This is a genomic window from Mycobacterium kyogaense (assembly GCF_003254575.1).
GTDB lineage: Bacteria > Actinomycetota > Actinomycetes > Mycobacteriales > Mycobacteriaceae > Mycobacterium > Mycobacterium kyogaense.
The window spans coordinates 41,013-66,482 of sequence record NZ_QJUA01000018.1 but is presented as its reverse complement, the minus strand read 5'-3'; the positions used below and the strand labels follow the sequence as shown (position 1 = coordinate 66,482).

At 68.1% G+C, this 25,470-nt stretch carries 27 protein-coding genes; 15 read left to right on the top strand and 12 right to left on the bottom strand.

Going from position 1 to position 25,470, the window contains the following annotated elements:
* Nucleotides 1-29: 29 nt before the first annotated feature.
* Nucleotides 30-1,394, top strand: coding sequence for an L-lysine 6-transaminase (lat, locus tag DMB80_RS14355; protein ID WP_111510461.1), 1,365 nt, complete (start codon nt 30-32; stop codon nt 1,392-1,394).
* Here lat and DMB80_RS14350 read toward each other — a convergent pair.
* Nucleotides 1,363-1,923 carry a restriction endonuclease gene (locus DMB80_RS14350; protein WP_111510485.1) on the bottom strand — a complete coding sequence of 187 codons (561 nt, stop codon included), beginning with the start codon at nt 1,921-1,923 and terminating at the stop codon, nt 1,363-1,365. The genes lat and DMB80_RS14350 overlap by 32 nt on opposite strands.
* A gap of 68 nt (nt 1,924-1,991) precedes the next feature.
* Here DMB80_RS14350 and DMB80_RS14345 point away from each other — a divergent pair, with 68 nt between their 5' ends.
* Nucleotides 1,992-2,348: a hypothetical protein gene (locus DMB80_RS14345; protein ID WP_111510460.1), complete on the top strand. Its 357-nt coding sequence runs from the start codon at nt 1,992-1,994 to the stop codon at nt 2,346-2,348.
* 10 nt (nt 2,349-2,358) lie between these two features.
* Here the strand turns inward: DMB80_RS14345 and DMB80_RS14340 are convergent, their stop codons facing one another.
* From DMB80_RS14340 to DMB80_RS14325, 4 genes are read right to left on the bottom strand one after another with little or no spacing between them, the layout of a single operon-like run.
* On the bottom strand, nt 2,359-2,943 hold the full coding sequence (locus tag DMB80_RS14340; protein ID WP_111510459.1) for a carbonic anhydrase: 585 nt from the start codon (nt 2,941-2,943) through the stop codon (nt 2,359-2,361).
* 23 nt (nt 2,944-2,966) lie between these two features.
* Entirely contained in the window at nt 2,967-3,266 is a 300-nt protein-coding gene (locus tag DMB80_RS14335; protein ID WP_046364320.1) for a P-II family nitrogen regulator, read from the bottom strand.
* A 44-nt stretch (nt 3,267-3,310) separates the two neighbouring features.
* Entirely contained in the window at nt 3,311-5,845 is a 2,535-nt protein-coding gene (locus tag DMB80_RS14330) for a DUF2309 domain-containing protein (RefSeq protein WP_111510458.1), read from the bottom strand.
* Nucleotides 5,842-7,245, bottom strand: coding sequence for a proton-conducting transporter transmembrane domain-containing protein (locus tag DMB80_RS14325; protein WP_111510457.1), 1,404 nt, complete (start codon nt 7,243-7,245; stop codon nt 5,842-5,844). The genes DMB80_RS14330 and DMB80_RS14325 overlap by 4 nt, the downstream gene beginning before the upstream one ends.
* Before the next feature lie 103 nt (nt 7,246-7,348).
* On the opposite strand from DMB80_RS14325, the gene DMB80_RS14320 reads away from it, so the two are divergent.
* Together DMB80_RS14320 and DMB80_RS14315 are read left to right on the top strand one after the other, a co-directional pair.
* Nucleotides 7,349-7,699: a helix-turn-helix transcriptional regulator gene (locus DMB80_RS14320; RefSeq protein ID WP_240431196.1), complete on the top strand. Its 351-nt coding sequence runs from the start codon at nt 7,349-7,351 to the stop codon at nt 7,697-7,699.
* 144 nt (nt 7,700-7,843) lie between these two features.
* Entirely contained in the window at nt 7,844-8,698 is an 855-nt protein-coding gene (locus DMB80_RS14315; RefSeq protein ID WP_162938532.1) for a type IV toxin-antitoxin system AbiEi family antitoxin, read from the top strand.
* 88 nt (nt 8,699-8,786) lie between these two features.
* On the opposite strand, the gene mbp1 is transcribed toward DMB80_RS14315, so the two are convergent.
* The gene (gene mbp1 / locus DMB80_RS14310; protein ID WP_046364325.1) at nt 8,787-9,023 is read right to left on the bottom strand and encodes a microaggregate-binding protein 1; all 237 of its coding nucleotides are present in this window, start codon (nt 9,021-9,023) and stop codon (nt 8,787-8,789) included.
* Nucleotides 9,024-9,337: 314 nt separating this feature from the next.
* Between mbp1 and DMB80_RS14305 the strand changes: the two genes are divergently transcribed.
* Both DMB80_RS14305 and DMB80_RS14300 read left to right on the top strand, forming a co-directional pair.
* Nucleotides 9,338-9,769: an ATP-binding protein gene (locus DMB80_RS14305; protein ID WP_046364316.1), complete on the top strand. Its 432-nt coding sequence runs from the start codon at nt 9,338-9,340 to the stop codon at nt 9,767-9,769.
* A 62-nt stretch (nt 9,770-9,831) separates the two neighbouring features.
* Nucleotides 9,832-10,557 carry an RNA polymerase sigma factor SigF gene (locus tag DMB80_RS14300; protein WP_420812182.1) on the top strand — a complete coding sequence of 242 codons (726 nt, stop codon included), beginning with the start codon at nt 9,832-9,834 and terminating at the stop codon, nt 10,555-10,557.
* Here DMB80_RS14300 and DMB80_RS14295 read toward each other — a convergent pair.
* A complete protein-coding gene (locus DMB80_RS14295) occupies nt 10,528-10,962 on the bottom strand; it encodes an STAS domain-containing protein (protein ID WP_111510454.1) in 435 nt (144 codons plus the stop codon). The two genes, DMB80_RS14300 and DMB80_RS14295, sit on opposite strands and share 30 nt — an antisense overlap.
* A gap of 209 nt (nt 10,963-11,171) precedes the next feature.
* On the opposite strand from DMB80_RS14295, the gene DMB80_RS14290 reads away from it, so the two are divergent.
* The 3 genes from DMB80_RS14290 (at nt 11,172) to DMB80_RS14280 (ending at nt 13,925) form a co-directional block, all read left to right on the top strand.
* Nucleotides 11,172-11,777, top strand: coding sequence for a nucleotidyltransferase family protein (locus tag DMB80_RS14290; RefSeq protein ID WP_111510453.1), 606 nt, complete (start codon nt 11,172-11,174; stop codon nt 11,775-11,777).
* A gap of 114 nt (nt 11,778-11,891) precedes the next feature.
* Nucleotides 11,892-12,137: a hypothetical protein gene (locus tag DMB80_RS14285; protein WP_111510452.1), complete on the top strand. Its 246-nt coding sequence runs from the start codon at nt 11,892-11,894 to the stop codon at nt 12,135-12,137.
* Between the two features lie 303 nt (nt 12,138-12,440).
* Nucleotides 12,441-13,925 (top strand): Ig-like domain-containing protein, encoded by a 1,485-nt coding sequence (locus tag DMB80_RS14280; RefSeq protein ID WP_162938531.1) that lies wholly within the window; start codon nt 12,441-12,443, stop codon nt 13,923-13,925.
* On the opposite strand, the gene DMB80_RS14275 is transcribed toward DMB80_RS14280, so the two are convergent.
* The 5 genes from DMB80_RS14275 to DMB80_RS14255 form a co-directional block, all read right to left on the bottom strand.
* Nucleotides 13,918-14,235, bottom strand: a complete 318-nt coding sequence (locus DMB80_RS14275) for a hypothetical protein (RefSeq protein ID WP_111510450.1) — start codon at nt 14,233-14,235, stop codon at nt 13,918-13,920. The two genes, DMB80_RS14280 and DMB80_RS14275, sit on opposite strands and share 8 nt — an antisense overlap.
* Before the next feature lie 76 nt (nt 14,236-14,311).
* Complete coding sequence (locus tag DMB80_RS14270) at nt 14,312-16,111, bottom strand: acetyl/propionyl/methylcrotonyl-CoA carboxylase subunit alpha (protein WP_046364308.1); 1,800 nt, start codon at nt 16,109-16,111, stop codon at nt 14,312-14,314.
* Nucleotides 16,112-16,225: 114 nt separating this feature from the next.
* The gene (locus tag DMB80_RS14265) at nt 16,226-16,813 is read right to left on the bottom strand and encodes a TetR/AcrR family transcriptional regulator (RefSeq protein ID WP_111510449.1); all 588 of its coding nucleotides are present in this window, start codon (nt 16,811-16,813) and stop codon (nt 16,226-16,228) included.
* Nucleotides 16,814-16,869: 56 nt separating this feature from the next.
* On the bottom strand, nt 16,870-17,949 hold the full coding sequence (locus DMB80_RS14260) for a GGDEF domain-containing protein (protein ID WP_111510448.1): 1,080 nt from the start codon (nt 17,947-17,949) through the stop codon (nt 16,870-16,872).
* Between the two features lie 13 nt (nt 17,950-17,962).
* Complete coding sequence (locus DMB80_RS14255) at nt 17,963-18,742, bottom strand: DeoR/GlpR family DNA-binding transcription regulator (protein ID WP_111510447.1); 780 nt, start codon at nt 18,740-18,742, stop codon at nt 17,963-17,965.
* Between the two features lie 130 nt (nt 18,743-18,872).
* Here DMB80_RS14255 and DMB80_RS14250 point away from each other — a divergent pair, with 130 nt between their 5' ends.
* From DMB80_RS14250 to melA, 6 genes are read left to right on the top strand one after another with little or no spacing between them, the layout of a single operon-like run.
* On the top strand, nt 18,873-19,742 hold the full coding sequence (locus DMB80_RS14250) for a class II fructose-bisphosphate aldolase (protein WP_111510446.1): 870 nt from the start codon (nt 18,873-18,875) through the stop codon (nt 19,740-19,742).
* Nucleotides 19,742-21,061: a D-tagatose-bisphosphate aldolase, class II, non-catalytic subunit gene (locus tag DMB80_RS14245; RefSeq protein ID WP_240431194.1), complete on the top strand. Its 1,320-nt coding sequence runs from the start codon at nt 19,742-19,744 to the stop codon at nt 21,059-21,061. Before DMB80_RS14250 ends, DMB80_RS14245 begins: the two co-directional genes overlap by 1 nt.
* Nucleotides 21,058-22,191 carry an SIS domain-containing protein gene (locus DMB80_RS14240; RefSeq protein ID WP_111510445.1) on the top strand — a complete coding sequence of 378 codons (1,134 nt, stop codon included), beginning with the start codon at nt 21,058-21,060 and terminating at the stop codon, nt 22,189-22,191. Before DMB80_RS14245 ends, DMB80_RS14240 begins: the two co-directional genes overlap by 4 nt.
* Nucleotides 22,191-23,216, top strand: coding sequence for an N-acetylglucosamine kinase (locus tag DMB80_RS14235; protein ID WP_111510444.1), 1,026 nt, complete (start codon nt 22,191-22,193; stop codon nt 23,214-23,216). The genes DMB80_RS14240 and DMB80_RS14235 overlap by 1 nt, the downstream gene beginning before the upstream one ends.
* Nucleotides 23,213-24,157, top strand: coding sequence for a DMT family transporter (locus DMB80_RS14230; RefSeq protein WP_111510443.1), 945 nt, complete (start codon nt 23,213-23,215; stop codon nt 24,155-24,157). Before DMB80_RS14235 ends, DMB80_RS14230 begins: the two co-directional genes overlap by 4 nt.
* A complete protein-coding gene (gene melA, locus DMB80_RS14225; RefSeq protein ID WP_111510442.1) occupies nt 24,154-25,458 on the top strand; it encodes an alpha-glucosidase/alpha-galactosidase in 1,305 nt (434 codons plus the stop codon). Before DMB80_RS14230 ends, melA begins: the two co-directional genes overlap by 4 nt.
* The last annotated feature ends 12 nt before the right edge of the window (nt 25,459-25,470 follow it).

The window sequence follows — 25,470 nt, the reverse complement described above, 5'->3', positions numbered from 1 at the left end:
TAACGGAATTTTTGCGTTATAGTCGGCGAATGACCGACGTCCTGGCGGCTCCCGCTGTCGCATCCCGGATCACTGCTGACCTCACGCCCGACGAGGTGCGGCCGGTTCTGGCCCGCAGCATCCTGGCCGACGGCCTGGACCTCGTGCTCGACGTGGAGCGCTCCCACGGGTCCTATCTGATCGACGCGCGCACCGGCCGCGGCTATCTGGACATGTTCACGTTCTTCGCGTCGTCGGCGCTGGGCATGAACCATCCGGCGCTGGCCGACGACGAGCAGTTCCGCGCGGAGCTGACCGCGGCCGCGCTGAACAAGCCGAGCAATTCCGATGTGTACAGCGTGCCGATGGCCCGTTTCGTGGAGACGTTCGCCCGCGTCCTCGGCGATCCGGCGCTGCCGCATCTGTTCTTCGTCGACGGCGGGGCGCTGGCCGTCGAGAACGCGCTCAAGGTGGCGTTCGACTGGAAGAGCCGCCACAACGAGGCGCACGGTCGCGACCCCGAGTTGGGCACCAAGGTCCTGCACCTGCGTGGTGCCTTCCACGGCCGAAGCGGCTACACGATGTCGCTGACGAACACCGACCCCAACAAGGTCGCGCGCTTCCCGAAGTTCGACTGGCCGCGCATCGATGCGCCGTACCTGCGATCGGGGGCCGGCATCGAAGCGCTGGAACAGGAGTCGCTGCGGCAGGCGCGCGCGGCGTTCGAGGCTGCGCCGCATGACATCGCCTGCTTCATCGCCGAGCCGATCCAGGGCGAGGGCGGCGACCGTCACATCCGGCCGCAGTTCTTCGCCGCGATGCGCGAGCTGTGCGACGAGTTCGACGCGCTGCTGATCTTCGACGAGGTGCAGACCGGCTGCGGTATCACCGGAACCGCCTGGGCCTACCAGCAATTGGGCGTGCAGCCCGACGTGGTCGCCTTCGGTAAGAAGACCCAGGTGTGCGGGGTGATGGCCGGCGGCCGGGTCGACGAGGTCGCGGACAACGTGTTCGCGGTGAGCTCGCGGATCAACTCGACGTGGGGCGGCAACCTGGTGGACATGGTGCGCGCGCGCCGCATCCTCGAGGTCATCGAGTCCGACGAACTCTTCGAGCGTGCCGCCGACAACGGCCGCTACCTGCTCGCGCGGCTCGACGAGGTGGCTGCGGCGTTCCCGGCGTTGGTGCGTGACGTGCGCGGCCGCGGCTTGATGTGTGCGTTCAGTCTGCCGGGGTCCGCGCAGCGCGACACGCTGGTGGCCCGGCTCTGGGACGCCGGGGTGATCATGCTGGGGTGCGGTTCCGACAGTGTCCGCTTCCGGCCGGCGCTGACGGTCTCTCGCGGGGAGATCGACGCCGCGGTCGACGCGGTGCGTGCGGTGCTCAGGTCGATGTCGGTTCCATCGGCCGGGTGAGTCGGCGGATCGTCGAACGCAGCCGGGGCAGCTCGTCACCGCCCACCAGCTCGCACCCGTGACGCTCGGCGAGTTTCCTTGCTGCAGGGGTGAATTGGTGATTGGTGACGACCATCGTGCGGGTGCAGTCCTGCATCGGCGCGCCGGCCACCACCTCCTGGACGGCGCCGGTGCCGACCGGGCGTGACTGGCGCTTGCACTGCACCGCCAGTCGGTTCGGCCGATGCCCGACGATCAGGTCGACACCCCAGTCGCCGGACAGCGGTGTCATGATCACCGGCACCCCGACCGAGCGAGCGATGCGGGCCACGTAGTCCTCGAATTCGGTGCCCGACATCTCGTCTCGGGCGTCGGTCTCACGCGTGCCCGGGGTGGCGGCCCCGACGACGACGGCGGTGAGAAACCCCGGCACGAGCGGAGTGGCGACGGCGATGGCCAGACACCACCACGGTGGTACGCCCCACAGCGCTGCGGTGACTCCGGCGGCGAGGCCGAGTGCACCCGCCCATCGCCACCGAGTCCGCGTCACCACCGGATCGTAGGACTCGGCCCCGACAGCACGTTTACCAGCGCAGATCACGGGGAAGTCACGATCGCATGACGGACCTGTCGGGTCACGAGCGCCGGCTCGGGGGCCAGCTCGCAGATCGAGGCGTGCGCGATGCGATGCGCACGGGACTGGGTTTCGCCGTGGCGGGTCTGCTCTTTCTCGTGACGGCGTCGCTGTGGATGGGCACCTGCACGGGCTCGACCATCGATGCGATCGCGTGCGGCGCACCCCAACGTGCGGGCGCCGCGGTCGGCGCGCCGCTCATCCTGCTGTTCGGCGGCGCCGTGTCACTGCTCCGCGGAGCCCGGGTGCAGCGCGAGACGTCCGCGTGGTGGGCGTGGCAGGGGGCCGGGTGGACGCTGATCGCGCTGACGGTGATCACCGCCCTCCCGGCGCTGCCCTGAACCCGCGCTGTCAGACCATCTCCACCAGAACGCCGTTGGTCTCTTCGACGCCCAGCGTTGCGTGCACCCTTATCTCGCCGTTCGCGGGATCGACAGTCGCACACACGATGCCGCACTCGCCCCGGTCCACCCTGCGGGCCAGCGCGGGTGAGCGCTGGGTGAGGCCGAGCCCGGTTTCGACGATGTGGGCCGAGGCCACCGACTCCACGGAATCGGCCGCCGCGCCCCGACGCACCACGGACAGCAGCGCGTGCTCTACCGCGGCACGCATCGCACCGTCGGGAAGCTGGGCCTGCTGCCACGCCCGCAGCGCCGCAGTCATCGCGGGGCAGTCGTCGTGGCCGAGAACGACCACCAGCGGGACGCCGAGCGCTTCGACCGCGTACTCCAGGCTGGCCAGCACACTGGTGTCGACCGTGTGCCCCCACGTGCTGACATCGAGCAGCGCGCCGGCGGACTGGCCGAACACCTTCTCGCTGCTGATGCCTGCGTCGGCGCAGCGGAACACCGCCGCCACGGGCCCGTCGCCGGGTGCGGGCACACCGGCCTTCAGCTTCTGCCAGACGGTGGTCGCATCACTGCTGTCATGTGCCATTTTCCTGTTTCCTTTCGTGGGTTTCAGCTGAAGTACTCGGGGCGGCTGACGTAGGTCTCGGTCACGAACAACACGCCGGGGGAGGAGTCGAGCAGGCGGCGCAGTCCCGCGAGCAACGCCTCGACCTTGTCGTCGGGCACCACGGTGATGATCAGTTCCAGCGTCGCCTGCTGGTTGAACAGCAGCCGGCCCTGGTGGTAGCCGTGGTGGCCGAGGCCGGACACCCCCGACAGGCTGGTGAAACCGGTGGCGCCGACACCGGCGATCAGGTCTCGCACTGCGGCGGCGTCGTTCCCGGAGACGACGACCTCGACTTTCGTCATCCGGGTCAGAGTGCTGGGTGTCTTGGGGGGTGTCTCAGACGGTGTCACGGAATCATCTCCTTGTCTTCGGTGGTGGTGTCGCGGGTGTCGAGCCAACTGCGCCAACCTGTTCGGGTGCGACGCCGCCAGCTGTCGTGGGAGTTCTCGCGTGCGGCGACCGCGACCCAGTCGTTGTCGAACAGTTGCCGCAGCGCGGGGTTGCGTTCGATCACGGTGTCGATGCGCGAGAGCGGGGCCTGGATCACCGCGAGCAGTCGCTGTGGTTCGTGAATCAGCCTGTCGCCGAATCGGACCGACTGCCGGGGCAGTCCGAGGCGTAGATCGCCGACGTGTCCGGAGAGCACCCCTGCGTCTCCGACGACGTTGTGGATCGTCTTGCTCCCGGCGCCGAATGCATCCGGTGCCACTGTCGAGAAGTAGTACTGGCAGTTGATCCACTGCGCGACGACGAGCGGTGCGGTCATGATCGTCTCCAGCGCGGTGCCGTCGACGTCGACGTCCGCATCGTAGGAGTGCAGGAAAGCCCGGCGCTGCAGGTCGATTCCGGCGCTGATCTCGCGCGGGGCGATGATGAACGCGGCGTTGCCCGCCAGTCCCCATTCGGGGTACACCTGCGCCCAGTCCAGCGAGCGTGACGCGACGTGACGCGCAGCCCTGGCAGAGGACCGACGGCGCGGGGCACCGGGGAGCTCGGCGCACCGCTCGGCAGCCAGTGCCTCACCCGCGCGGGCGAGATCGGCCTCCAGCCGGGCGATGTCGTCGCGATGACTGCTCGGGATGAGGTGGTGGTCGAGCACCGTGACCCGGTCGGTGGCGGTGTCGTGGACCGCTGCGACGACCAGGGTCTGCGCCGGGACGTCGATCCCTGCGCCCCGCAGTTCGTCGCGCACCGCGGGATCGTTGAGGATCAGCGCAGCGGTGCGGGCATTCGGTCCGCCGCCCTGCCCGCCGCACGCACCGCAGTCCAGCGACGCCTGATACGGGTTGTTCTCCGTCGTGCTGTGGTGCCCGCAGAGCACCAGCAGGCGGCCGAAATCGCGGACCAGCCCTATCGACTGGAGAACCGTCTGCGCGAACAGGACTCGCTCGCCCAGCGGCATGCCGTCGATCGCGAGGACTGTCGCGGTCGACGGAGCGATGAGGTCCCGCAGGCGATGCCGAACCTTGCCGACGGTGGCCGGTGCCGCGGTTTTCGCCGCCGCGAGTGGCGCGGCCAGCCAGCCGGCGGCTTCGGCGAGCGTGAAGGGCCCCGTCAGTGAGTGCTTGGCATGGTGGAATGCGGTCTCGGCGGCGGCGAGCTCGGTGGCGCCGCGGATCTGGCGTGCAGGGTTGGCTGCGGCGTGCTCGTGGACGTCGTGGTTCGGCGAGATCAGCACCGGGCACAGGTCGGCCGAGTCCCCGCCGAGCAGGCCCGTGAACCGGATGGCGACCGCGAAGAATCCGGCGAAGCCCAGGGTCTCGTAGCCGCCCTGGCTCTCGAGATGGCGGCGCAACCCTTCCGAGCGGGTGTCGATGCAGGTGACGAGCTGCGTGTGGGTTTTGGTACGGGCGGGCGGCGTCGCATCCGCCAGCGCCGTGAGCAGCCGATTCTGGTAGTGGCTCTCGAACGCCTGCTGCCACACCATCTCGCGGGCCGCGACCGGCATCGCAGCCAGAATGCGTGCGGCCGCAGTCAATTCACTCTCCGGTACCGCGGTGCCGGTCGAGGTGGACAGCAGCAGAGCTGCGCGATCGCGTGCGGTGGGAGTCGAGGGCCGGCGAGGCTCCTGGGCCGGTGCGGGCGAGGGCTCCTGCACGAACGCGGCCTCGTAGCTCAACCGCATCGCCAGATACTGGAGCAGGTCGATGCCCGTGGCCCGGTCCGCGCCCCACTGGATGTGCGCGGCCCAGCCCGGCAACCGGGTCAGATGTGCCTGCAGATACGTGACTCGCTCGTCGTCACCGACGCCCAGCGCGTCGAGCGCGCGCAGGCTGGCGTCATCGGCGCGCTCGGGAAGGGCGATCATCTGCCGGCGCACCGCGCGCGGCAGCGTGCGCTCGGTGCGGACCAGGTCGCGCCACGCGGGATAGAAACCCTTGTCGCGTCCCGGCATCGGCCAGCTGCCGCCGCCGAGGAATGCGGCGCACCAGGTCGCCGCGTGCGCATCGATGTCGGCGGCGATGGCCGCGGAAGCCCGCTCTGCGTGGGTGACGAAGCGGCGCAGCGGTTGTGGGGCCGTCTCCCCGTGCAGCAGATCGGCGCGCAGGAGTTCGATCGCGGTCATCGCGGCGTTGCCGACGTGCAGGTTCGGTTCGTCGGCCAGGTTGGGGTGGCGGCGGATCAAGACGTCGTCGAGGTCGGCGTCGGTGACACGGCCCTGCCGGTACAGCGCCCGGTAGAGCTCTTCGGGCAGCGTGCCGCGCATCCCGTACACGTCACTCGCGCGGCGCACTGCCTGCTCGAAAGGCATGGTCTGCAGGCCTGCCAGCGGGTTCACCGCGATGAAGGTGCCGAGCGGATGGTGGGTGGGCAGCGCGCGGGCGGCCAACCGGATGTCGCTGCGGAGCTGGGCACGCCGGGTGGCGAGGGCGGTGGTCATCGAGGTGCTCCTGTCGGGTGGAGGGTTCCGGCGGAAAGGGCGTGCGTGTAGAGCCGCGGTGAGGTGCGCAGACTCGCGACCGCACCCAGCAGGATCAGGGCCGCGGCGAGCACTGCCCACACTGTGGCCGGTGACGCCGTCGGCGGGGGCAGCGCCGGTTGCAGGTACCGGCTGACGATGCTGACGACCGCGACGTAGGCGATCGCGGTGGGCGCCACCAGTGTTGTGGCGCTTACGATTCCGCCGATCGTGGGCTGGCGGCGCAGCCAACCCCAGAGTGCGGTCGACCCGGTTACCCAGGCGAAGAGCAGCAGGGCGAATTCCGCGGCGTGCCCTTCTTGCCAGGTCGGCACCAGCGCGACACCGAGGGCAAGGGTGAGCGGCGGCAACAGGACCGCGGTGGCGGCGAGGGTCCACCGTCGAGGACGGGTGAGGTCGGGCGGCGGAGGCAGCACGTGATGGCGGCGGTGCCGTGCGATCGCCGATCCGGAGGACAGGAACAGCGTCGCCTTGTAGAAGCCGTGTCCGATCAGATGGATCACCGCGGCGGCCCACAGCCCCAGGCCGCAGGTCAGCATCACGAAGCCCATCTGCGCCATCGTCGAATAGGCCAGCGCCCCTTTGATATCGGGCCTCACCAGCATCAGTACCGCGCCGTAGGCCATCGACGCCATGCCGGCGGCGATCACGACTCCGGAGGCCAGGGGAGTCCCCAGCGCGCCGAGCTTCACCAGGAGCACGCCACCGCCGTTGACCACACCGGCGTGCAGCAGCGCCGACACCGGTGTCGGCGCCGCCAGCGTGGCCGGTAGCCAGCGGTGGAAAGGGATCTGCGCGGAGCGGGAGAGCGCGGCGATGACGATCAGCACGGCTACGAGGGGTTGTGTTGTGTCGCCAGCGAATTCGTGGAGTCCCACCGCGATCCACAGTGCGCTGTCTCCGATACCGAAGGCAAGTGCCGTACGCCGTACCCCGTCGCGGGCGGTCGGCAGCTCTCGGTAGGTGGCCAGCAGGAAGCACAGGGCCACGCCGACACCGGTCCAGCCGATCGCGAGGCCGACGAGCGTAGTGGCCATGGCCATTGCTGCCGCTGCGGCAGTGAGGAGCAGTGCGCCGCAGGTGAACCAGGGAGCACGATCGTCGCCCGCCAGATAGCGGACCGCGAAACCCTGTGCGATGGCGGACACTCCGAAGATCAGGAGTAGCAGAGCTGTGGCCAGGTGGTCGGCTGCGATCGGCGCCGTGATGGCGGCGATCAGCAGTCCTGCCGCCGCAGTGGCGGTTCCGAGTCGCGCCGACATGAGGGGTGCGCGCCGCCCGAGCGTCGCGGACACCAGGGCCATGAGCGCAGGGGCGACGATCAGTGTCGTCAGAGCCGGAGCCGCGAAGATCTCTAACATGCGAAGTAAATTACGTGTATTACGTCTCACGTGTCAAGCTTCGTAAAATGTGACGTGGCCCAATTGCCGAAACCGACTACGCGAATCACCTATGCTGTGGCCGATGCCCGCCACACGGAAAAGCACTGGCAAGGTGGCACCGCGTAAGGCGGCAGCCCCTCCCGCATCCGAGCCCGCGCAGGCGACGCGGACGTGGACTTTCCTGACCAATCACGGGCACGTGCTGCTGTGCCTGGCGCAAGGGCGGTCCCTGACGGCGCGCGAGTTGAGTGTGTTGATCGGGATCACCGAACGGTCGGTTCAGACGATCCTCGCCGACCTCATCGTCGATGGGTACGTCGACAAATCGAAGGTCGGTCGCCGCAACAGCTACACGGTCAACCGCGAGGGTCGGATGCGGCACCCGGTCGAATCGGCGCACACCGTCGGGGAGTTGATCGACGCTCTGACGTGACCCGCTGCCGGATGCTGTAACCGAGATTGCCGTCAGGGTCGTCCGCGCGACCCTCAAGGCAATCTCGCCCACAACACCGAGCAGCGGTGCTGCCTGGCCTGCGCCTGACACCTGATGTCGGCGCCTTCGGCCACGATTCGTTGCGTGACAGACATACTTCGAGGCAGCGAAGCGCTGTCCACCGGTGCGCTGACCCGCGGTGTGCTTCGGAGTCGATACCGCAGGCTTTTCCCCGACGTCTACATACCGGCCAAGACGGCGCCCACGCTGCTTGACCGTATCCACGCCGCGTCGATCTGGTCTCGCGGACAGGGCGTGATCGCCGGCCGTGCGGCCGCCGCCCTGCACGGCGCCCGGTGGATCGACGACGGCGTACCGATCGAGATGATCCGTCGTTTCCCCCGACCGCCACACGGAATCATCGTTCGCAACGAGAGCATCGAGCCCGACGAGATCTGCTCAGTCGACGGAGTTCCGGTCACCACTCCGCAGCGCACCGCGTTCGATCTCGCCCGTCACCACCCCCGCGTCGAGGCCGTGACCTGCCTCGACGACCTCGCTCGCGCCACGGGTATCGAGATCGATGAGGTACAGGCGCTTGCCGACCGCTATCCGTCAGCGCGTCTGCTGGACCACGCGCGAGACACCGTGAATCTGATGGACGGCGCTTCGCGCACGCCGGCGGTCACGCGGGTGCGGCTCATTCTGCGCAAGTGCTGGCCCATGGTGCCCCGGGCAGGGGTGCGTGTCGGATCGGCGGCCTGGGGTTTCGTCGATCTCGGCTATGAAGAATTCAAGGTCGGCGTCGACGTCAAAGACGTGGATGGCGTCGACCTCTTCGTCAAGATGCCGTACGGCACCAAGTGCCGCCCCGAGATCGCGCACAAGATTCGCTACTCGAAGGAGTTCGGGTGGGTTCTTGTGGTCCTGCATCGTCAGAGCAACTTTGGTGAGGTTCTCGGTCGCGTTGGTCTCGCTCTCGAGCAGCAGGGCTACTGACGCCGCCGGGGTGGCAGTCAACGGAGTTGACGCGACAAGAAACGGGCCCGACCGGTCATGTCCGGTCGGGCCCGTCGAGAAAGTCGTCTTACTGGTTGGCTTCCTGGCGCTTCTCGGCAGCCTTGGCGCCGGCACGGGCCGATTCGGCCTCGGCTTCCTTCTGCGCGACCTCGCGTTCGGCTTCGGCCTTGTCTTGCTGAGCCTTGCCCTCGCGCACCATGTCGTCCCGGCCGGCGACGGTGCCGACGGTTTCCTTCGCCTTGCCCTTGACGTCCTCGACGACGCCCTTGATGCCCTCTGCGGGACCGCTGTTCTCGTCGCTCATGATCACCTTTCAGCTGGGATATCGGCATCTGGCGCCCGAATCAGGCGCCGACCGGCCTGGGCTTCCCCTCGGTTGCACACCTAAACAGGTGACGCGGGTCTCACCGCCCACACACAGAATTGCGGTGACGCAACGCTTTTCGAGCCTGAGTTTGCGGATTTGGAGCCTGGGGTATGGCTTGCGCACCATGTCAGCAACAGTTCTTCGGCGGCGCCCGAACACAGATTCCACGCTCGTCGAGACCGGCCGGAGCACCCATGAGTAGCGGCGACGCGCCCTGGGGTAGTCTCTCGGGGAAGTTTTCGGGAGGTCAGATGGCGCAGGGCGCGAGCCACGTCAACGGGAAGCAACACAGCGCCCAGTCCGTGGAGCTGCGGGTTGCCGCGACGCTGGAGAACCTGGCGGTGCTGCGCACCCTCGTCGCCGCCATCGGCACGTTCGAAGATCTCGACTTCGACGCCGTCGCCGATCTGCGCCTCGCTGTCGACGAGGCCTGCACCCGGCTCATCCGCTCTGCCGTGCCCGAGTCGACGCTGCTGCTGATCGTGGACCCGCAGCCGGAGGCGCTCGTCGTCCACGCGTCGACCACCTGCGACAGCCCCGACATCCTCGCGCCAGGCAGCTTCAGCTGGCACGTTCTGAGCTCTCTGACCGATGAGGTGACGACGTTCTCCGACGGACAGTCACCGGAAGGCCAGGTCTTCGGCATCTCGATGACGACAAGGCGAGCGAGTTCGTTGCAGTGACCCGATCGTCCTCCCAGGGTTCGTCTTCGCGATCGAGCTCTGAATATGCGGACGTGGTCGCCATGTTCCGCAAACTGGAAGGCCTCGAGGCAGGGTCTCCCGCCTTCCAGCGTCAGCGTGACTCCATCGTCGAACGCTGCTTGCCGTTGGCTGACCACATCGCCCGCCGTTTCGACGGCCGCGGCGAGCCGCGCGATGACCTCGTCCAGGTCGCGCGCGTCGGTCTCGTGAACGCGGTGATCCGATTCGATGTCAACGCCGGTTCGGACTTCGTGTCCTTCGCCGTGCCGACGATCATGGGTGAGGTTCGCCGCCACTTCCGGGACAACAGCTGGTCGGTGAAGGTGCCCCGCCGGCTCAAGGAATTGCATCTGCGGCTCGGCGCGGCGACGGCGGATCTCTCACAGCGCCTCGGCCGCGCGCCGACGGCCACCGAGCTCGCCGCCGAACTGGAAATGGATCGCGACGAGGTCATCGAGGGCCTGGTCGCGGGAAGTTCCTACAACACGTTGTCGATCGACAGCGGCGGCAGCGGGAGCAACGAGGACGCCCCGGCGATCGCGGACACGCTCGGTGACTTCGACATGACTCTCGATCAGATCGAGAACCGCGAGGCGTTGCGTCCGCTGCTCGAGGCTCTGCCGGAGCGGGAGCGCATGGTGCTGGTGCTGCGGTTCTTCGAGTCGATGACGCAGACGCAGATCGCCGAGCGGGTGGGCATCTCCCAGATGCACGTGTCCCGGCTGCTGGCGAAGTCGCTAACGCGGCTGCGAGATCAGCTTCAGTAACCGCGGGGGATCGCTGTGCACCGTGGTCAGGGCAGTGGCGACGTCGACGCAGATCGGCAGCGTGGAGTCCGGGTCGCACAGGCGCAGTAAGCGGTCGACGGCAAGGCTCGGGATCAACGCCCATCGGATGTTCTCGCCGGCGCATTGCACGTTGAGGGTGTGCAGTGCGGAGAAGCCGGCGGTGGCGAAGAAGCTCAATCCGCTGAGGTCGATCACCAACCACTGGGTCTGCTTCGCATCCCGCAGGGCGTACTTGACGAAGGAGTTGCCGTTCGCGGCGTCGAGTTCGCCGTGCGCGGAGACGACCGCGGTCGACGGCTGTGGTCGCCGGGTCTCAAACTGCGCGGAGTGACACGTGTGCGTGTCGAGTTCCGCATCCGGCGGTACAGGGGGCGCTTCAGCCACTGGGGCTCCATCAGTCGAAATGGAATTCGGTCTGTGGTCGCGCCAAGGGGGCAGAGATACAAAGAAGCCTGCGCGGGAATTGCAGACCCGCGTGACGATGACGTTTCCTCAAAGGGGCTGCTTCATCAACCCGTGGTCCCGACCATACGCGCACGCGGTGATCTTGGACAATGACTTTCAGCAGTTGTTCACAATTGCCGGCCAGGTAGATGTCAAAATTGTCATACCGTCAAGGGGCTGTCGCGAAAGTGTCTGAGATCCAACAACATTCGGACGCTGGTGTGGTTCTGGCAGCGGGTGCCGGAACACGTTTCGGCATGCCCAAGGTGCTTGCTGACAGTGGTGAGTGGTTGGGGTCGGTGGTGGCGGCCTTGCGGGAGGGCGGCTGCGCCGACGTGGTCGTGGTCCTCGGTGCGGTGGTCGACGGGGTGACGATTCCGCAGTCGGCGTCGGCCGTCGTCGCCGCCGACTGGGCCGACGGATTGAGCGCATCGGTCCGCGCGGGCGTGCTCGCGCTCGAGGATGCCGATCATGAGGGGGTCGAGTTCGCGGTTTTCCTGCCGGTCGACACTCCCGACGTCAACGCCGCGGCGGTGCGGCGCGTTCTCGCTGCCGCTCGCGGTACCGGCCTGGCGCGGGCGAGCTACGCGGGTAGGCCCGGACACCCGGTCGTCATCGCGCGCCGGCACTGGGCCGCGTTGCTCGACACGTTGGCCGGGGACGAAGGGGCGGGCCCGTTCCTGCGGTCCCGCGACGACGTCGTCATGGTCGACTGCGCCGATCTGTGCTCCGGCGCCGACATCGACAGCCGGTGATGTCCACCGATCGGGGGACATGACAATCCACCGGCATATCGCCTGATCACCGGACATACTTCGGGCTCTCGGCAGGCGAAGGTTGAGTCATCACCGCAACGAAGGAGACTCACCATGAATCGCATCGCCCGCACCCTCGCCCTGCCCCTGCTGTCGGCGGGAATCATCGGTGGCGCCGCACTCGGTCTGGCCGGCACCGCGAGTGCCGCGATGACCGTCAACGACGACGGCAGCATGGTCGCCACGCCGGACACCGTCGCGCAGCCGTGGGTCGGGTGGCCGCGGGTGGGTTACGGCTACTACTACTGGCCGCAGCAGAACTTCTCGACGCCCAGCTGGTCGATCCAGCAGAGCCACTGACCTTCTCCCGGCGAGCAGACGCGACCTCGAGCATTTTCAGCCTGATTCACTCCAGTTCGCGTCTGCTCGCCGGAAGAACGCGATGGTAAACAAATTTGCTGTAGGCTCCGGCCTCATATTGACGGCCAAGTCAGTCGTCGCTTCTCGCGCCATTCGCATGGTTTGCTGTCCAGGCCACCCGTGACGGTCATTCGACTCAATTAGGCTGCCTACGAACAGTATTTCGGGACTTAGCAAAGTCTGTATGACAGCTGACAGTTTGCTGTACAGTTCGTCGCACAACGGAATGAGGGGGGTTTGTCGGTGAGTGCTGTCAGTGCCAGTGTTCGGCTGGGTTTGGCGTCGGCGGGGGTGGGCGCGGGTCTTCTGGGTTTCGCGCTGCTGGGGCCTGAGATCGGATCAGCAGCGGCGGACTCCGGCGAGGCGTCGGCGTCAGCGTCGGCGGGTGAGACAGCGGGCCCGTCGAAGCCGGCACGACTGACCAGGGCCGAGCGGGTTGAGAAGGCCGAAGCGCGGCGGCAGCGGGTGGCCGAGAAGCGCCGCGCCGCGAAGGCCGATACCGCGTCCGACGAGCCCGCCGAGGATCCGAGGAAGGCTCGGCAGGAGCGGGCCGCGGCGGTGATCAACCAGATGACCGCCGCAGCACTCGAACGCATCGACGATCGGCCGGTCAGCGACGAGCGCAAAGAGCAGCTGGAGAAAAGACTCGCGAACACCCGTCGGACCTTCTTCAACCAGGCGCCCACGGTCAATCCGGTGCAGGTCACCGGCGTCATGGACGGGCCGATCAGTGGCACGGTCGGCGCGGAGGACCCGGACGGGGATCGCTTGAGGTATCGACTGGTCAAGGGCCCGTCGACGGGCACGGTGACGATCGGCAAGGACGGTTCCTACACCTACACACCGGGTGACGGTTTCACCGGCGTGGACACCTTCGTCGTCGCGGCCAGGGACCTCGGGCTGCACGTCAACCTGCTCAACTGGTTCCGGCCGGCCGCAACTCGCGCCGAATCGGTGATCAACCATCGGGCGATCACGTTCGCGTTCACCTACGCCGGTCTGGTCGACGAGTGGACACCCGAGCGCAAGGCGGCGTTCCAACGCGCGGCCGACTACATCGCCGGCTATTTCGTGGTGAGAACGCCGATGGTGCTCCGCTACGAGCTCACCGGAATCGACGATCCCGGCTACGACGTCACCGCGGACACGGGTGTCTTCTTCACCGACCCGCCCGGTTTCCTGCAGTCGGTGATCCAGAAGGAAGTCATCACGGGCATCGACGATATGAAGGGTGCGACCCAAGGCTTCATCAATTGGAACTTCGCCTGGAAATGGGCGACGGGTGACGTGATCGCGGACGACGAGTACGACTTCCAGAACACCGCGCGCCACGAACTCCTGCACTCGTTCGGCATCTACTCGCTGGTCAGTTCCGACTTCGGGTACTGGTCGACCTACGACAGCTTCCTGACCACCGCGGACGGCACGTCGCTGTTCGGTCCGGACGGCAAGCTCCGCCCGGACGCCACGGACTATCTCAACGGGCTCAACGGTGGCGCCTACTTCGGCGGCGCGCGCGCGATCGCCGCGTACGGCAAGCCGATCCCGCTTTCGAAGCTGGGGTCGCCGTCTCACCTGGACCGGTTCGTGTTCTCCGGCGACGACTTCAAGCTGATGAACGACAAGAGCCCCGGGCCGGGGTGGCACAACGTCCGCTTCATCAGCCCGATCGAATACGCCATGCTGCAGGACATCGGCTTCACCCTGCGGCCGATGCCGATCAGCTGAACATCGCCTCGGCGAAGCGGGCCACCGCCTCGGCCCCGGTCTGTGCGGCCTGCTCATGGCCGGGGCGCGCGCGGGTGGCGACGGCGTGGGTGGCGGGGTCGAGGGTCACCTCGGCGAGCAGCTCGCCGGTCGTCGGCTCGCAGATCGCCCAGGTGAACAGCGTCTCCGCGGTCCACTGGGCGTTCGCCTGGGACACGTAGTCATCCTGGTGTTCGCCGAGGTCGGCGAGCGCGGGGCGGTCGTCGACTCGGTCGTCGGCCCGTAGGGCGCGTAGGTACCACGCGCCGGCGTTGATCTCGACGGGCTCCACGGTCAGCTCGCCGACTGCACGGTTTCTGACGGAATTCCGCGGAAATCCATCAAAAACCGTGCGTTCGGCGCGAAGGTCACTCGCCCTTGAGCTCGCAGAGCACGGTGCCCTGGGTGATCGCGGCGCCGGGCTCGACGGCCAGGCCGGTCACCACGCCGTCCTTGTGGGCGGTCACAGGGTTTTCCATCTTCATGGCTTCCAGCACGGCGATCAGCTCGCCGGCAGCCACGGTCTGGCCTTCCTCGACCGCGACCTTGACCACGGTGCCCTGCATCGGCGCCGTCACCGAGTCGCCCGACGCGGCCGCTCCGCCGCCGCCACCACGCTTGCGCGGCTTCGGCTTCTTGCGGATGGCACCCGACGGCGATCCGCCGCCGTTGCCGAGCGCCAGGTCGCCGGGCAGTGACACCTCGAGGCGACGGCCGCCGACCTCGACGACGACGGTCTGCCGGGGCAGCGTGTCCTCTTCGGAGATCGGGTCGCCACCGGTGAACGGCTCGACGGTGTTGTTCCATTCGGTTTCGATCCACCGGGTGTGCACGTCGAACTTGGTGCCGTCACCGATGAACGCGGGGTCGGAGACCACGGCGCGATGGAACGGGATCACGGTGGCGAGGCCTTCGACGTGGAACTCGGCCAGGGCGCGCCGCGAGCGCTCGAGCGCCTCTTCGCGGGTGGCGCCGGTGACGATCAGCTTCGACAGCATGGAGTCGAACTGGCCGCCGATCACCGAGCCCGCCTCGACGCCGGAGTCCAGGCGCACGCCCGGGCCGGTGGGGATGTCGTAGCGGGTGACGGGGCCGGGGGCGGGCAGGAAGCCGCGGCCGGCGTCCTCGCCGTTGATCCGGAATTCGAACGAGTGTCCGCGCGGGGTCGGGTCCTCGGTGATGTCGAGCGGCTCGCCGTTGGCGATCTTGAACTGCTGACGCACGAGGTCCAGGCCCGAGGTCTCCTCGGTGACGGGGTGTTCCACCTGCAGGCGGGTGTTGACCTCGAGGAAGGAGATCAGGCCGTCCTGGCCGACGAGGTATTCGACGGTGCCTGCGCCGTAGTAGCCGGCTTCCTTGCAGATGCGCTTGGCGGACTCGTGGATCTCTTTGCGCTGCGCGTCGGTCAGGAACGGCGCGGGCGCCTCCTCGACGAGCTTCTGGAAGCGGCGCTGCAGCGAGCAGTCGCGGGTGCCGGCGACGACGACGTTGCCGTGCTGGTCGGCGATCACCTGGGCTTCGACGTGGCGCGGCTTGTCGAGGTAGCGCTCGACGAAGCATTCGCCGCGGCCGAACGCTGCGATGGCCTCACGGGTGGCCGAGTCGAACAGTTCGGGGATCTCTTCGCGGGTGCGCGCCACCTTCATGCCACGCCCACCACCACCGAACGCGGCCTTGATCGCGATCGGCAGGCCGTGCTCATCTGCGAAGGCGAGGATCTCGTCGGCGTCCTTGACGGGCTCCGCGGTGCCCGGCACCAGCGGCGCTTCCGCGCGGGCGGCGATGTGGCGGGCGGTGACCTTGTCACCGAGGTCGCGGATCGACTGCGGGCTGGGCCCGATCCAGATCAGCCCGGCGTCGAGGACGGCCTGAGCGAAGTCGGCGTTCTCGGAGAGGAAGCCGTAGCCGGGGTGCACGGCGTTGGCGCCGGACTTGGCGGCGGCATCGAGCAGCTTCTCGAACACCAGGTAGGACTCCGCAGAGGTCTGCCCGCCGAGAGCGAACGCTTCGTCGGCCAACCGGACGTGCGGGGCGTCGGAGTCGGGCTCGGCGTACACCGCCACGCTCTCGAGTCCGGCGTCCTTGCATGCTCGGATCACCCGGACGGCGATCTCCCCGCGGTTGGCGACGAGCACCTTGGAGATCCTTGAGCTGGCGTGAGTGGCCACTGCGCCTCCTGATGGCATGTCGATTCTAAGAGCGTCTTAAAGAATGTATCCCGAGGGAGTTTAAGCGCCGCAATCCGAGTCTCGGCGAGCCGGTCCCTTACCCGCCAGTAACTCTCAGCGGACCGGCGGCGCGAGCGTGGACTCGAGGATGTCCAGCGCGTTGGCGAGCGACTCTTCGGGCAGCGGTTCTCCGTCGGAGACGGCCATCAGCACGCCGATGATCGCGCCGGCGATGACGCGCCGCTCCGCCAGGCTCAGTGACGGTCCCGGGCGGTACTGGAGCGCGTCGGTCATCAGAGCCATCAGCTCGGTGTATTCGGCGTAGAGCACGCCGCGCGTCTCGTGCAGCGAATACAGCATGTGCTGGGCGACGATGGTGTCGTGCCGGTCGTCTTCGCTCAGGCCGGCGAAGTAGGCGTTGACGGCGTGCCGGTACGCCGCGACGGGGGACAGGTGGGCGGGGGCATCGCGGAACGCGGCGACGATCGGTTCGGCCTGGTCGCAGATCAGTACGGCTTCTTTGGTGGCGTAGTAGCGGTAGAAGGTGCGGGCCGAGACGTCGGACGCCGCGGCGATCTGCTCGATGGTGGTGTTGGCGAAGCCCTGCTGTTCGAACAGGTGGATTGCGGCCCGCCGGATGGCGCGCCGGGTGGCGATCTTCTTGCGGTGCCGCAGACCCCGCGGCGGCTCCGAGATCGACATCTGACCAGTGTGACTCTCTGAATCGCCTGTGTCTGGCGGTCGCCGTGACGGATCGGTCACTTTGCGTCGGAGGCGTAGTGGTGGACGCGGTTTCCGCCGGCACGCTTGGCCTGGTACATCGCGACGTCGGCCTGCGCGGTGAGCCGCTGCAGGGTGTCGACGATGTTGGTGCTGTCGATGCCGGCGGTGTCGATGGCGGCCGTACCCACGCTGGCCGTCAACGAGTGTCTCCCCAACGTGATGGCGTGTCGGGCGCGCTCGGCGAGTGCGGGGATCTGCGTGGCGGCGACGATGTCGGCGACGAGAAACTCTTCACCGCCGACCCGGCCGATGGCCGACGATGCGGGCATCTCGGCGGTGAGCGCGTGGCCGATCGAGACGAGCGCGTCATCACCGGTGCTGTGCCCTTTGGCGTCGTTGAGCGCCTTGAAGCGATCGAGGTCGATCATCACCAGGACGAGGTGGGAGCCGCTGTGCTGACCGTCGAGGACCGCTCTGACGACTTCACGCTCGAACGAGCGGCGGTTGAGTAGTCCGGTCAGCGGGTCACGGTCGGATTGGATGAGGTCGATTCCGAGTGCGTGGACGGCGATCTGGAAGACCAGCGGCACAACGGCATTGAGTTGCAGAACGAGGACGATCATCGAGGCGGCCAGGATCGCCTGCCCGTCGCGGATCAGGTGGACGGAATGGTAGCCCGCGACGGCCAGCGCGATCGCGACGTTGACGGCGACCAGCCGACTGGAATGGAAGAACGCGAAGTAGATGCCCGGCAGCGCCAGCGCGGTGCATCCGACGAGGCCGATGCTCGGTACGCCGGCAATCCAGGTCGACGCGGCGACGCTGGCCGAGAAGCACAGGCCGTAGGCGATCGACTGGCCGCGGGTGGGCCAGCGCGCCAGCCACAGCACCAGCCAGCCGAGATGCACGGCCGCAACGACCACGCTGACGACGAGGAAGACGCGGCCGTGCACTTGGCCCGGGTCGTAAAGGGCGTTGAGCGGGAACAGGACTGCCGCGCCGGAGATCATCGCCATTCCGATGCGGACCGGACGGTCGAAACGGCGGGCGTGCAGGTAGCCCGACAGCCAGTCGTACTGGTCGGGCAGTGCCCACCACTGCTGCGCCGCTTTCACCGAAACCCCTCCGTCACTCCACGTCGATGACGTGCACCTGCACGCCGGCGGCCGAGATGCGTTCGAGTTGGTCGCGGTCGGCCGTGGAATCGGTGACGAGGTGGTCGATCTGGGCCGGTGCGATCATCTTGGCCAGTGTCACGTTGCCGATCTTGGACCCGTCGACGGCGACGACGACGCGCTGGGCGTTGGATGCCATCGCGATCGCGGTGCGGGCCTCGGCCTCGTCGTAGGTGGTGGCGCCGATCTCGGCCGACATTCCGTCGGCGCCCAGGACTGCGGTGCCGACGGTGATCACCTGGAACGCGTGCTCGGACATCGGGCCGACGGCCTCCAGTGAATTCGCGCGGACGAGCCCGCCGGTCGCGATCACCTTCATGTGGGCGTCGACGGCGCAGTCGGCGGCGATCGTCAACGAGTTGGTGACGACGGTGATGTGGCGTCGCCCCTTGAGTGCGCGGGCCACTTCACCGGTGGTGACGCCGCCGGTGAGCGCGACGGCCTGCGGACCGGGCGGGATCAGCGCGGCGGCGTGCTGGGCGATGCGGCGCTTGATCGCGACCATGCGGTGGTCGCGCAAGCGCACGGGGATCTCGCTGCCGCTGGGGTCGAGAGCCTTCGCGCCGCCGTGCGTGCGGACCAGCAGGCCCTGCTCCTCGAGTTCGGCCAGATCGCGGCGCAGTGTGGCAGGGGAGATGCGCAGTTCGGTGCACAGCACGGTCGATGCGACCTCGCCGCGGTCCCGCAGTACGGACAACACCTCCCGCATCCGGTCGGTGCGCTTGATCGACATCGGGAAACTCCTCGGAATGAGCGAGCGATCAGTTTTCCTGATCGTTTGACCGATTGGTATTGCGCGTTCGCCAGGGAGCTTCTCATAGTCGAGTGATGCACCGCACACATCTGACGAAGGGGGCCACCGCGTGACCCTGGCGTCGACCTCCGACCTCGTCGCCGCGGCGATCGAAAAACGCTGCGCTGTCTTGGCTTTCAACGCCATCACTGTCGAGCATGCCGAGGGGATCGCCGCGGGCGTCGAGCGTGCGGGGGCGGCCGCGCTGATCCAGATCAGCGAGAACACCGTGCGCTTCCACGGCGGAGCGCTCGCCCCGATCGCCGCCGCGTGCGCGCAGATCGCCGGCAGGTCGGCGGCGCCTCTGGCCGTGCATCTCGATCACATCCAGGATGCCGCTCTGCTCGACGAGGTGATCGGCTCAGCACCTGCTCTCGGCGTCACGTCGGTGATGATCGACGCGGCGCACCTCGACGCCGACGAGAATGTCGGTCAGACAGCAGCTTTCGTCGAGCGAGCCCACGCGGCCGGATTGTTCGTGGAGGCGGAGCTCGGTCAGGTCGGCGGCAAGGACGGCCGTGTGCTCGGCGCCCACGAGCCCGGCGCCCGCACCGATCCCGGCGAGGCGGCGGCGTTCGCGACGCAGACGGGGGTGGACGCACTGGCGGTTGCCGTCGGCAGCTCGCACGCGATGACCACCCGTGACGCCGAACTCGACATGGCTTTGATCCGCGACATCGCCGCCGAGGTATCGATTCCGCTTGTGCTGCACGGTTCGTCGGGGGTGTCGGATGACAACCTGCGCGCCGCGGTGACCGCCGGTATTCGCAAGGTCAACGTCGGTACCGCGCTCAACATCGCCTACACGGGAGCAGTGCGCGGCGTGCTGGAGTCCGATGCCGCACTGACCGATCCGCGCAAGTATCTGGTGCCGGCCCGTGAGGCGGTGGCCGAGACCGTTGCCCACCTGTGCCGCGTGGTCGCGGAGGTGCAGGTGTGATGGGCGCTCAGATGCTGCGGGTCGACTGGCTCGCCGACATGGTCGAGCGGCACAAGGCCGGCGAGCCCGTCGGGGTCTACTCGGTGTGCTCGGCGCACCCCACGGTGTTGGAGGCCGCGATCGTGCAGGCGGCCGCCGACGGCGGGTTCGTGCTGATCGAGGCGACGTCGAATCAGGTCGATCAGTTCGGCGGCTATACGGGTATGCGGCCTAACGACTTCCGTGACCTGGTGGTCGGCATCGCCGACGCGCAGGGTTTCGCCCGCGACCGCGTCGTCCTGGGCGGTGACCACCTCGGTCCGAATCGGTGGCAGCGGGAGAGCGCCGAGGTCGCCATGGCGCACGCGGAGACGCTGATCGCCGCGTATGTGGCGGCGGGCTACCACAAGATCCACCTGGATTGCAGCATGCGCTGCGCCGACGATCCTGCCGTGCTCTCCGACGAGGTCGTCGCCGAGCGCAGCGCGCGGCTGCTGGCGGTCGCGGAGAAGACCGCGCGGCAGGCCGGTGTCGACGCGCCGGTCTACGTGATCGGCACCGAGGTGCCCGTCCCCGGTGGCGCCCACGAGACGCTGGACCGGCTCACCCCGACACCCGCCGACGCGGCGCGCGCCACGCTGGCCGCCCACCGCAGCGCGTTCGCCGCCGTCGGCCACGACGACGTGTGGCCGCGGGTGATGGCACTCGTCGTGCAGCCCGGCGTCGAATTCGACCACCTCCAGGTCATCGACTACGAGCACGCAGCCACCGCGGACCTTCGCAGGGTGCTCGACGACGAGGGACACCTTGTCTTCGAGGCACATTCGACCGATTACCAACGTCCCCAACAGGTTCGCGAGCTCGTCGACGACCATTGGGCAGTCCTCAAAGTCGGACCGGGATTGACCTTTGCGATGCGCGAGGCGCTGTTCGCATTGGCGATGATCGAGACCGAGCTGGTGCCGCGCCCCTCGCGCTCGAACCTCATCGAGGTGATCGAGCGGCGAATGCTCGCCGAGCCCAGGTACTGGCAGGACTACTACGAGGGCGATCCCGTCGCGCAGCGCACCGCCCGGCGCTACAGCTACAGCGATCGGCTGCGCTACTACTGGTCCGACGAGGAGGTCGATGCCGCACGGCGCACACTGCTGGCCAACCTCGACCGCGTCGGAATCCCGCTACCGCTGATCAGTCAATTCCTGCCCATGCAATACGAGCGCATCCGCGCCGGCCTGCTCGACCACGACGCCCAGGCCCTCGTGGTCGACCGCGTCCGCGACGCGCTGCGGCCCTACGCCGCCGCGTGCCGCGCCGACAACCCCGGAGGTGACCCACGATGACCCAGACGTCTGTGCCCGACCAGAAAGACGGCGGCGCAACTATTCTCGAGATCGGCCAGCAGCCCGACGCGTGGCGGGAGGTGGCAGGCCGCTCCGACGAGAACGCCGAGACCTTCGTTCGGGACCTGCTGGCTCGCCCCGATCTGCGCATCATCCTCACGGGGGCGGGCAGCTCGGCGTTCGCCGGCGAGATCGCCGCCCCGCTGCTGCGCCGGCACCTGCACAGGCGCGTCGAGCCGATCGCCACCACCAGCATTGTGGCCAGCCCGCTCGATCACCTCGAGCCCGAAACCCCCACGCTGCTGGTGTCGTTCGCGCGCAGCGGCAACAGCCCGGAGAGCCTGGCAACCACAGCCCTGGCTGATCAGCTCGTCGATCAGGTGTGGCATCTGGTGCTCACGTGCGATCGCGCGGGCAAGCTGGGCCGCGCGCACGCCGACCGCCCGGACTCGCTGGTGGTCTACATGCCCGACCGCACCAACGATTCAGGCTTCGCGATGACCTCGAGCCTGACCTCGATGCTGCTCACGTGCCTGCTGATGCTCGGTCCCGCGCAGTCGACTCAGGTCGAGGCGCTGGCCCGCGCCGCCGAACACGTCGCCGGCCTGCAGGACGACATCCGTGCGCTCGCGCAGAGCAAGAAGCAGCGATTCGTCTATCTGGGCAGTGGGCCGCTGGAGGGGCTGGCGCGCGAATCAGCGCTCAAGCTCCTGGAATTGACGGCCGGTGAGGTGGTCACCTACTTCGATTCGCCGCTCGGCTTCCGGCACGGACCGAAATCGGTGCTCGACGCGGACACCCTTGCGGTCGTGTACGTGTCCACCGACCCCTACACCCGCCGCTACGACCTCGACATCATCGCCGAGTTGCGCAGCCAACTCGGCGCCGACGCGGTCCGCGTGATCTCCGCGGTCCCGATTCCCGAGGAGTACGGCGCGGCGCTGGTGCTACCCGGCCTCGACGATCTGCCCGACGCACTGGTCGCGCTGCCGTATCTGGTGTTCGGCCAGTATCTGGCGCTGTTCACATCGCTGGACTACGGCAAGACACCCGACAATCCGTTCCCGTCGGGCGAAGTGAGCCGGGTCGTGCGCGGCGTCACGATCTACCCGATGGCCGGAGCCCACTGATGGCGCGCTACCTCGGTGTGGACGGCGGCGGGTCGAAGACGGCGTTCGTGTTGATCGACGACACCGGCCAGGTGCTGGCCCGCGCCACCGCGCCCACCTCCTACTACTACGGTGCCTCCTCCCACCCAGATTCCCCAACCCGCGACGGCTTCGACGTCGTCGAACGCGTTCTCCAACAGGGCATCACCGATGTCTGCACCCTGGCCGGTGTCGACACCGCCGCGATCGACGCCGCGTTCTTCGGCCTGCCCGGCTACGGCGAGGCCAGCGCCGACATCGCGGCGCTGGACGCCGTACCCGCCGGCGTCCTTGGCCACGACCGGTACAGCTGCGACAACGACATGGTGTGCGGCTGGGCCGGATCGCTCGGCGGCGAGGACGGCATCAATGTCATCAGCGGCACCGGATCGATGACCTACGGCGAGCGCCAGGGTGTCGGGCACCGTGTCGGGGGCTGGGGTGAGCTCTTCGGGGACGAGGGGTCGGCCTACTGGGTCGCTACCCGCGGCCTGAACGCGTTCAGCCGGATGAGCGACGGCCGCATGCCGCGCGGCCCGCTCTACGATCTGCTCAAGGCGCGTCTGGAGGTCGGGGGCGACCTCGACGTCGTCAGCCTGGTCATCGACACGTGGAAGGGGAGCCGCGGCTCCATCGCCGCGCTGGCGACCACCGTCTGCCAGGCTGCGCAGAAAGGCGACACCGCCGCGTCGCAGATCCTCGACGACGCCGTCGCCGAACTCGTCGCACTGATCGAAACCACCCGCACGCTGGTGGGTTTCACCGACGGCGAGACAGTGCCGGTGTCGTACTCCGGCGGCATGTTCTCCGACCCGCTGCTCCTGCAGGGGTTCACCACCGCGCTGAGCGCCCTCCCCGCGCACTACGACCTGCGGCAGCCGCTGCTCGACCCGGCGGTCGGTGCCGCGCTGTACGCGGCCAAACACAGCGGCCACTCGTTGAGCACTGCCGCGATCGCCGAATTGTCGACGACTGCAACCACATCCGAGAAGGTGAGCACACCATGACCGATACCACCGCCAAGCCGGCCCGCAGCTGGATCTTTTACGCCACCCTGCTGATCCTGTTCTGGGGTGTGTGGGGCGCGTTCTCCGCGCTGCCCGCGAACTGGTATGGCTACCCCGACGAGATGATCTATTGCATCTGGGCGTTGACGATGATCATCCCGGCCGCGTTCGCACTCAAGGGGCAGAAGTTCGACACCCGCAAGGAAGCGACGATCTACGGTCTGCTGATCGGTCTCACCGGCGCGGGCGGCCAGCTGCTGCTGTTCCAGGCGTTGACGATCGGCCCGGCCTACCTGATCTTCCCGATCGTGTCGATCTCCCCGGCGATCACCGTGCTGATGGCGATGGTGCTGCTGCGCGAACGCATTCGCGGCCTGGCGATCGTCGGGCTGATCTGCGCCCTGGCCGCCATCGTGCTGTTCAGCATCACCAGCAGCGATTCCGACGCCTCGACGGGTCCGTGGCTGCTGCTGGCCGTCGTGATCTGCGTGGCGTGGGGCGTACAGGCCTACTTCATGCGCAAGACCGCGACCCTGGGCGTCAACGAGGCCACCACGTTCGGCTGGATGGCGATCAGCGGGCTCGCGCTGATCCCCGTCGCGATCTTCTCGATGGGCGGCCTGCCGCTCGACTTCGGGTGGAAAGCGCCGTTGTTGACGGCCGGCACTCAGCTGCTCAACGCGGTCGGCGCGCTGTTCCTGGTGATGGCGCTGGCCCGCGGCAAGGCCTCGATCGTTGCGCCGACCACCAACGCGCTCGCCCCGGCGCTGACCATCGTGGTGTCGCTGATCGCCTATCAGACGCTGCCCAGCCCCTACGGCGCCATCGGCATCGTGCTGGCTCTGGTCGGCTCGACGCTGATGGTCTACGCCGACGAGAAGCGCGGCGAGGAGCCGACTGCGGCCGTGCTGGAGCCCACCACGAAAGGCACCCGTCAGTGAAACCGACGATCGCGATCATCGGCGCGGGCAGCGTCGAGTTCACCCGCGAGCTCCTCGGCGACATCCTGTCGTTCCCTGAACTCGGCGCGGTGCGCGTGGTGTTGCACGACATCGACGACGAACGGCTCGAGACCGCCGAGAGCATCGCCCGGGCCACCGCCCGGGCGGCCGGTGCGCAGCCCGAGGTGGTGTCCACCAGGGATCGCCGCCGCGCGCTCGACGGCGCCGACTACGTCATCAACACGATCGCCGTCGGCGGGCACGAGGCCACGGTGCGGGACTTCGACCTCCCCGCGAAGTACGGGCTGAACCAGACCATCGCCGACACCATCGGGGTCGGCGGCATCTTCCGCGGGTTGCGGACCTTCCCGGTGCTCGCCGGCATCGCCGCCGACATGGCCGAGATGTGCCCGGACGCATGGCTGCTCAACTACACCAACCCGATGGCGATGAACGTGACCTACCTGCACCGGGTCGCGCCCAACCTGAAGGTGCTGGGGCTCTGCCATTCGGTGTACTGGACGATGGTCGGCCTGTGCGAGCTGATCGACGTGCCCTACGACGAGGTGTCCTACTGGTCGGCGGGCGTGAACCACCAGGCGTGGGTGCTGCGCTGGGAGCGCGGTGGGCAGAATCTCTACCCACTGCTCGACGAGCGCATCGCCGCCGATCCGGAACTGCAGCGCCGCGTGCGGGTCGACATGTACCGCCGGCTCGGCTACTACCCGACCGAGACCAGCGAACACAGCAGCGAATACGTGCCGTGGTACCTGCACAACCCCGATGAGGTGGCCCGGCTGCGGCTCAACATCGGTGAGTACGTCGGTATCAGCGAGGCGAACATCGCCGAATACCGCCGCCTGCGAACCGAATTGGCCGGCACCGACACCCTGCCGATCGACACGGAGTCCACCGAGTACGCCCCGCAGGTCATCCATTCGCTGGAAACCGGCACGCCGCGGGTGATCTCGGCCAACGTGGCGAACGCCGGCCTGATCTCCAACCTGCCCGACGGGCTGGCCGTCGAGGTGCCGACGCTGCTCGATTCGCTCGGCGCGCATCCGATGGCGGTGGGCGATCTGCCGCCGCAGTGCGCCGCGCTGAACCGGAACTTCCTCGGCCCTGTCGATCTGACCGTGCGCGCCGCCGTCGAGGGCGACCCTCGACTGGTGCGCGCGGCCGCGATGGTCGACCCGAACACCGCCGCGTCGCTGAGCGTCGATCAGATCGCCGATCTGTGTGACGAACTGAGCGCCGCGCACGGAGATCTGCTGCCCGAATCGTTGCGTATCCACCACTAAGGAGTGTCCACC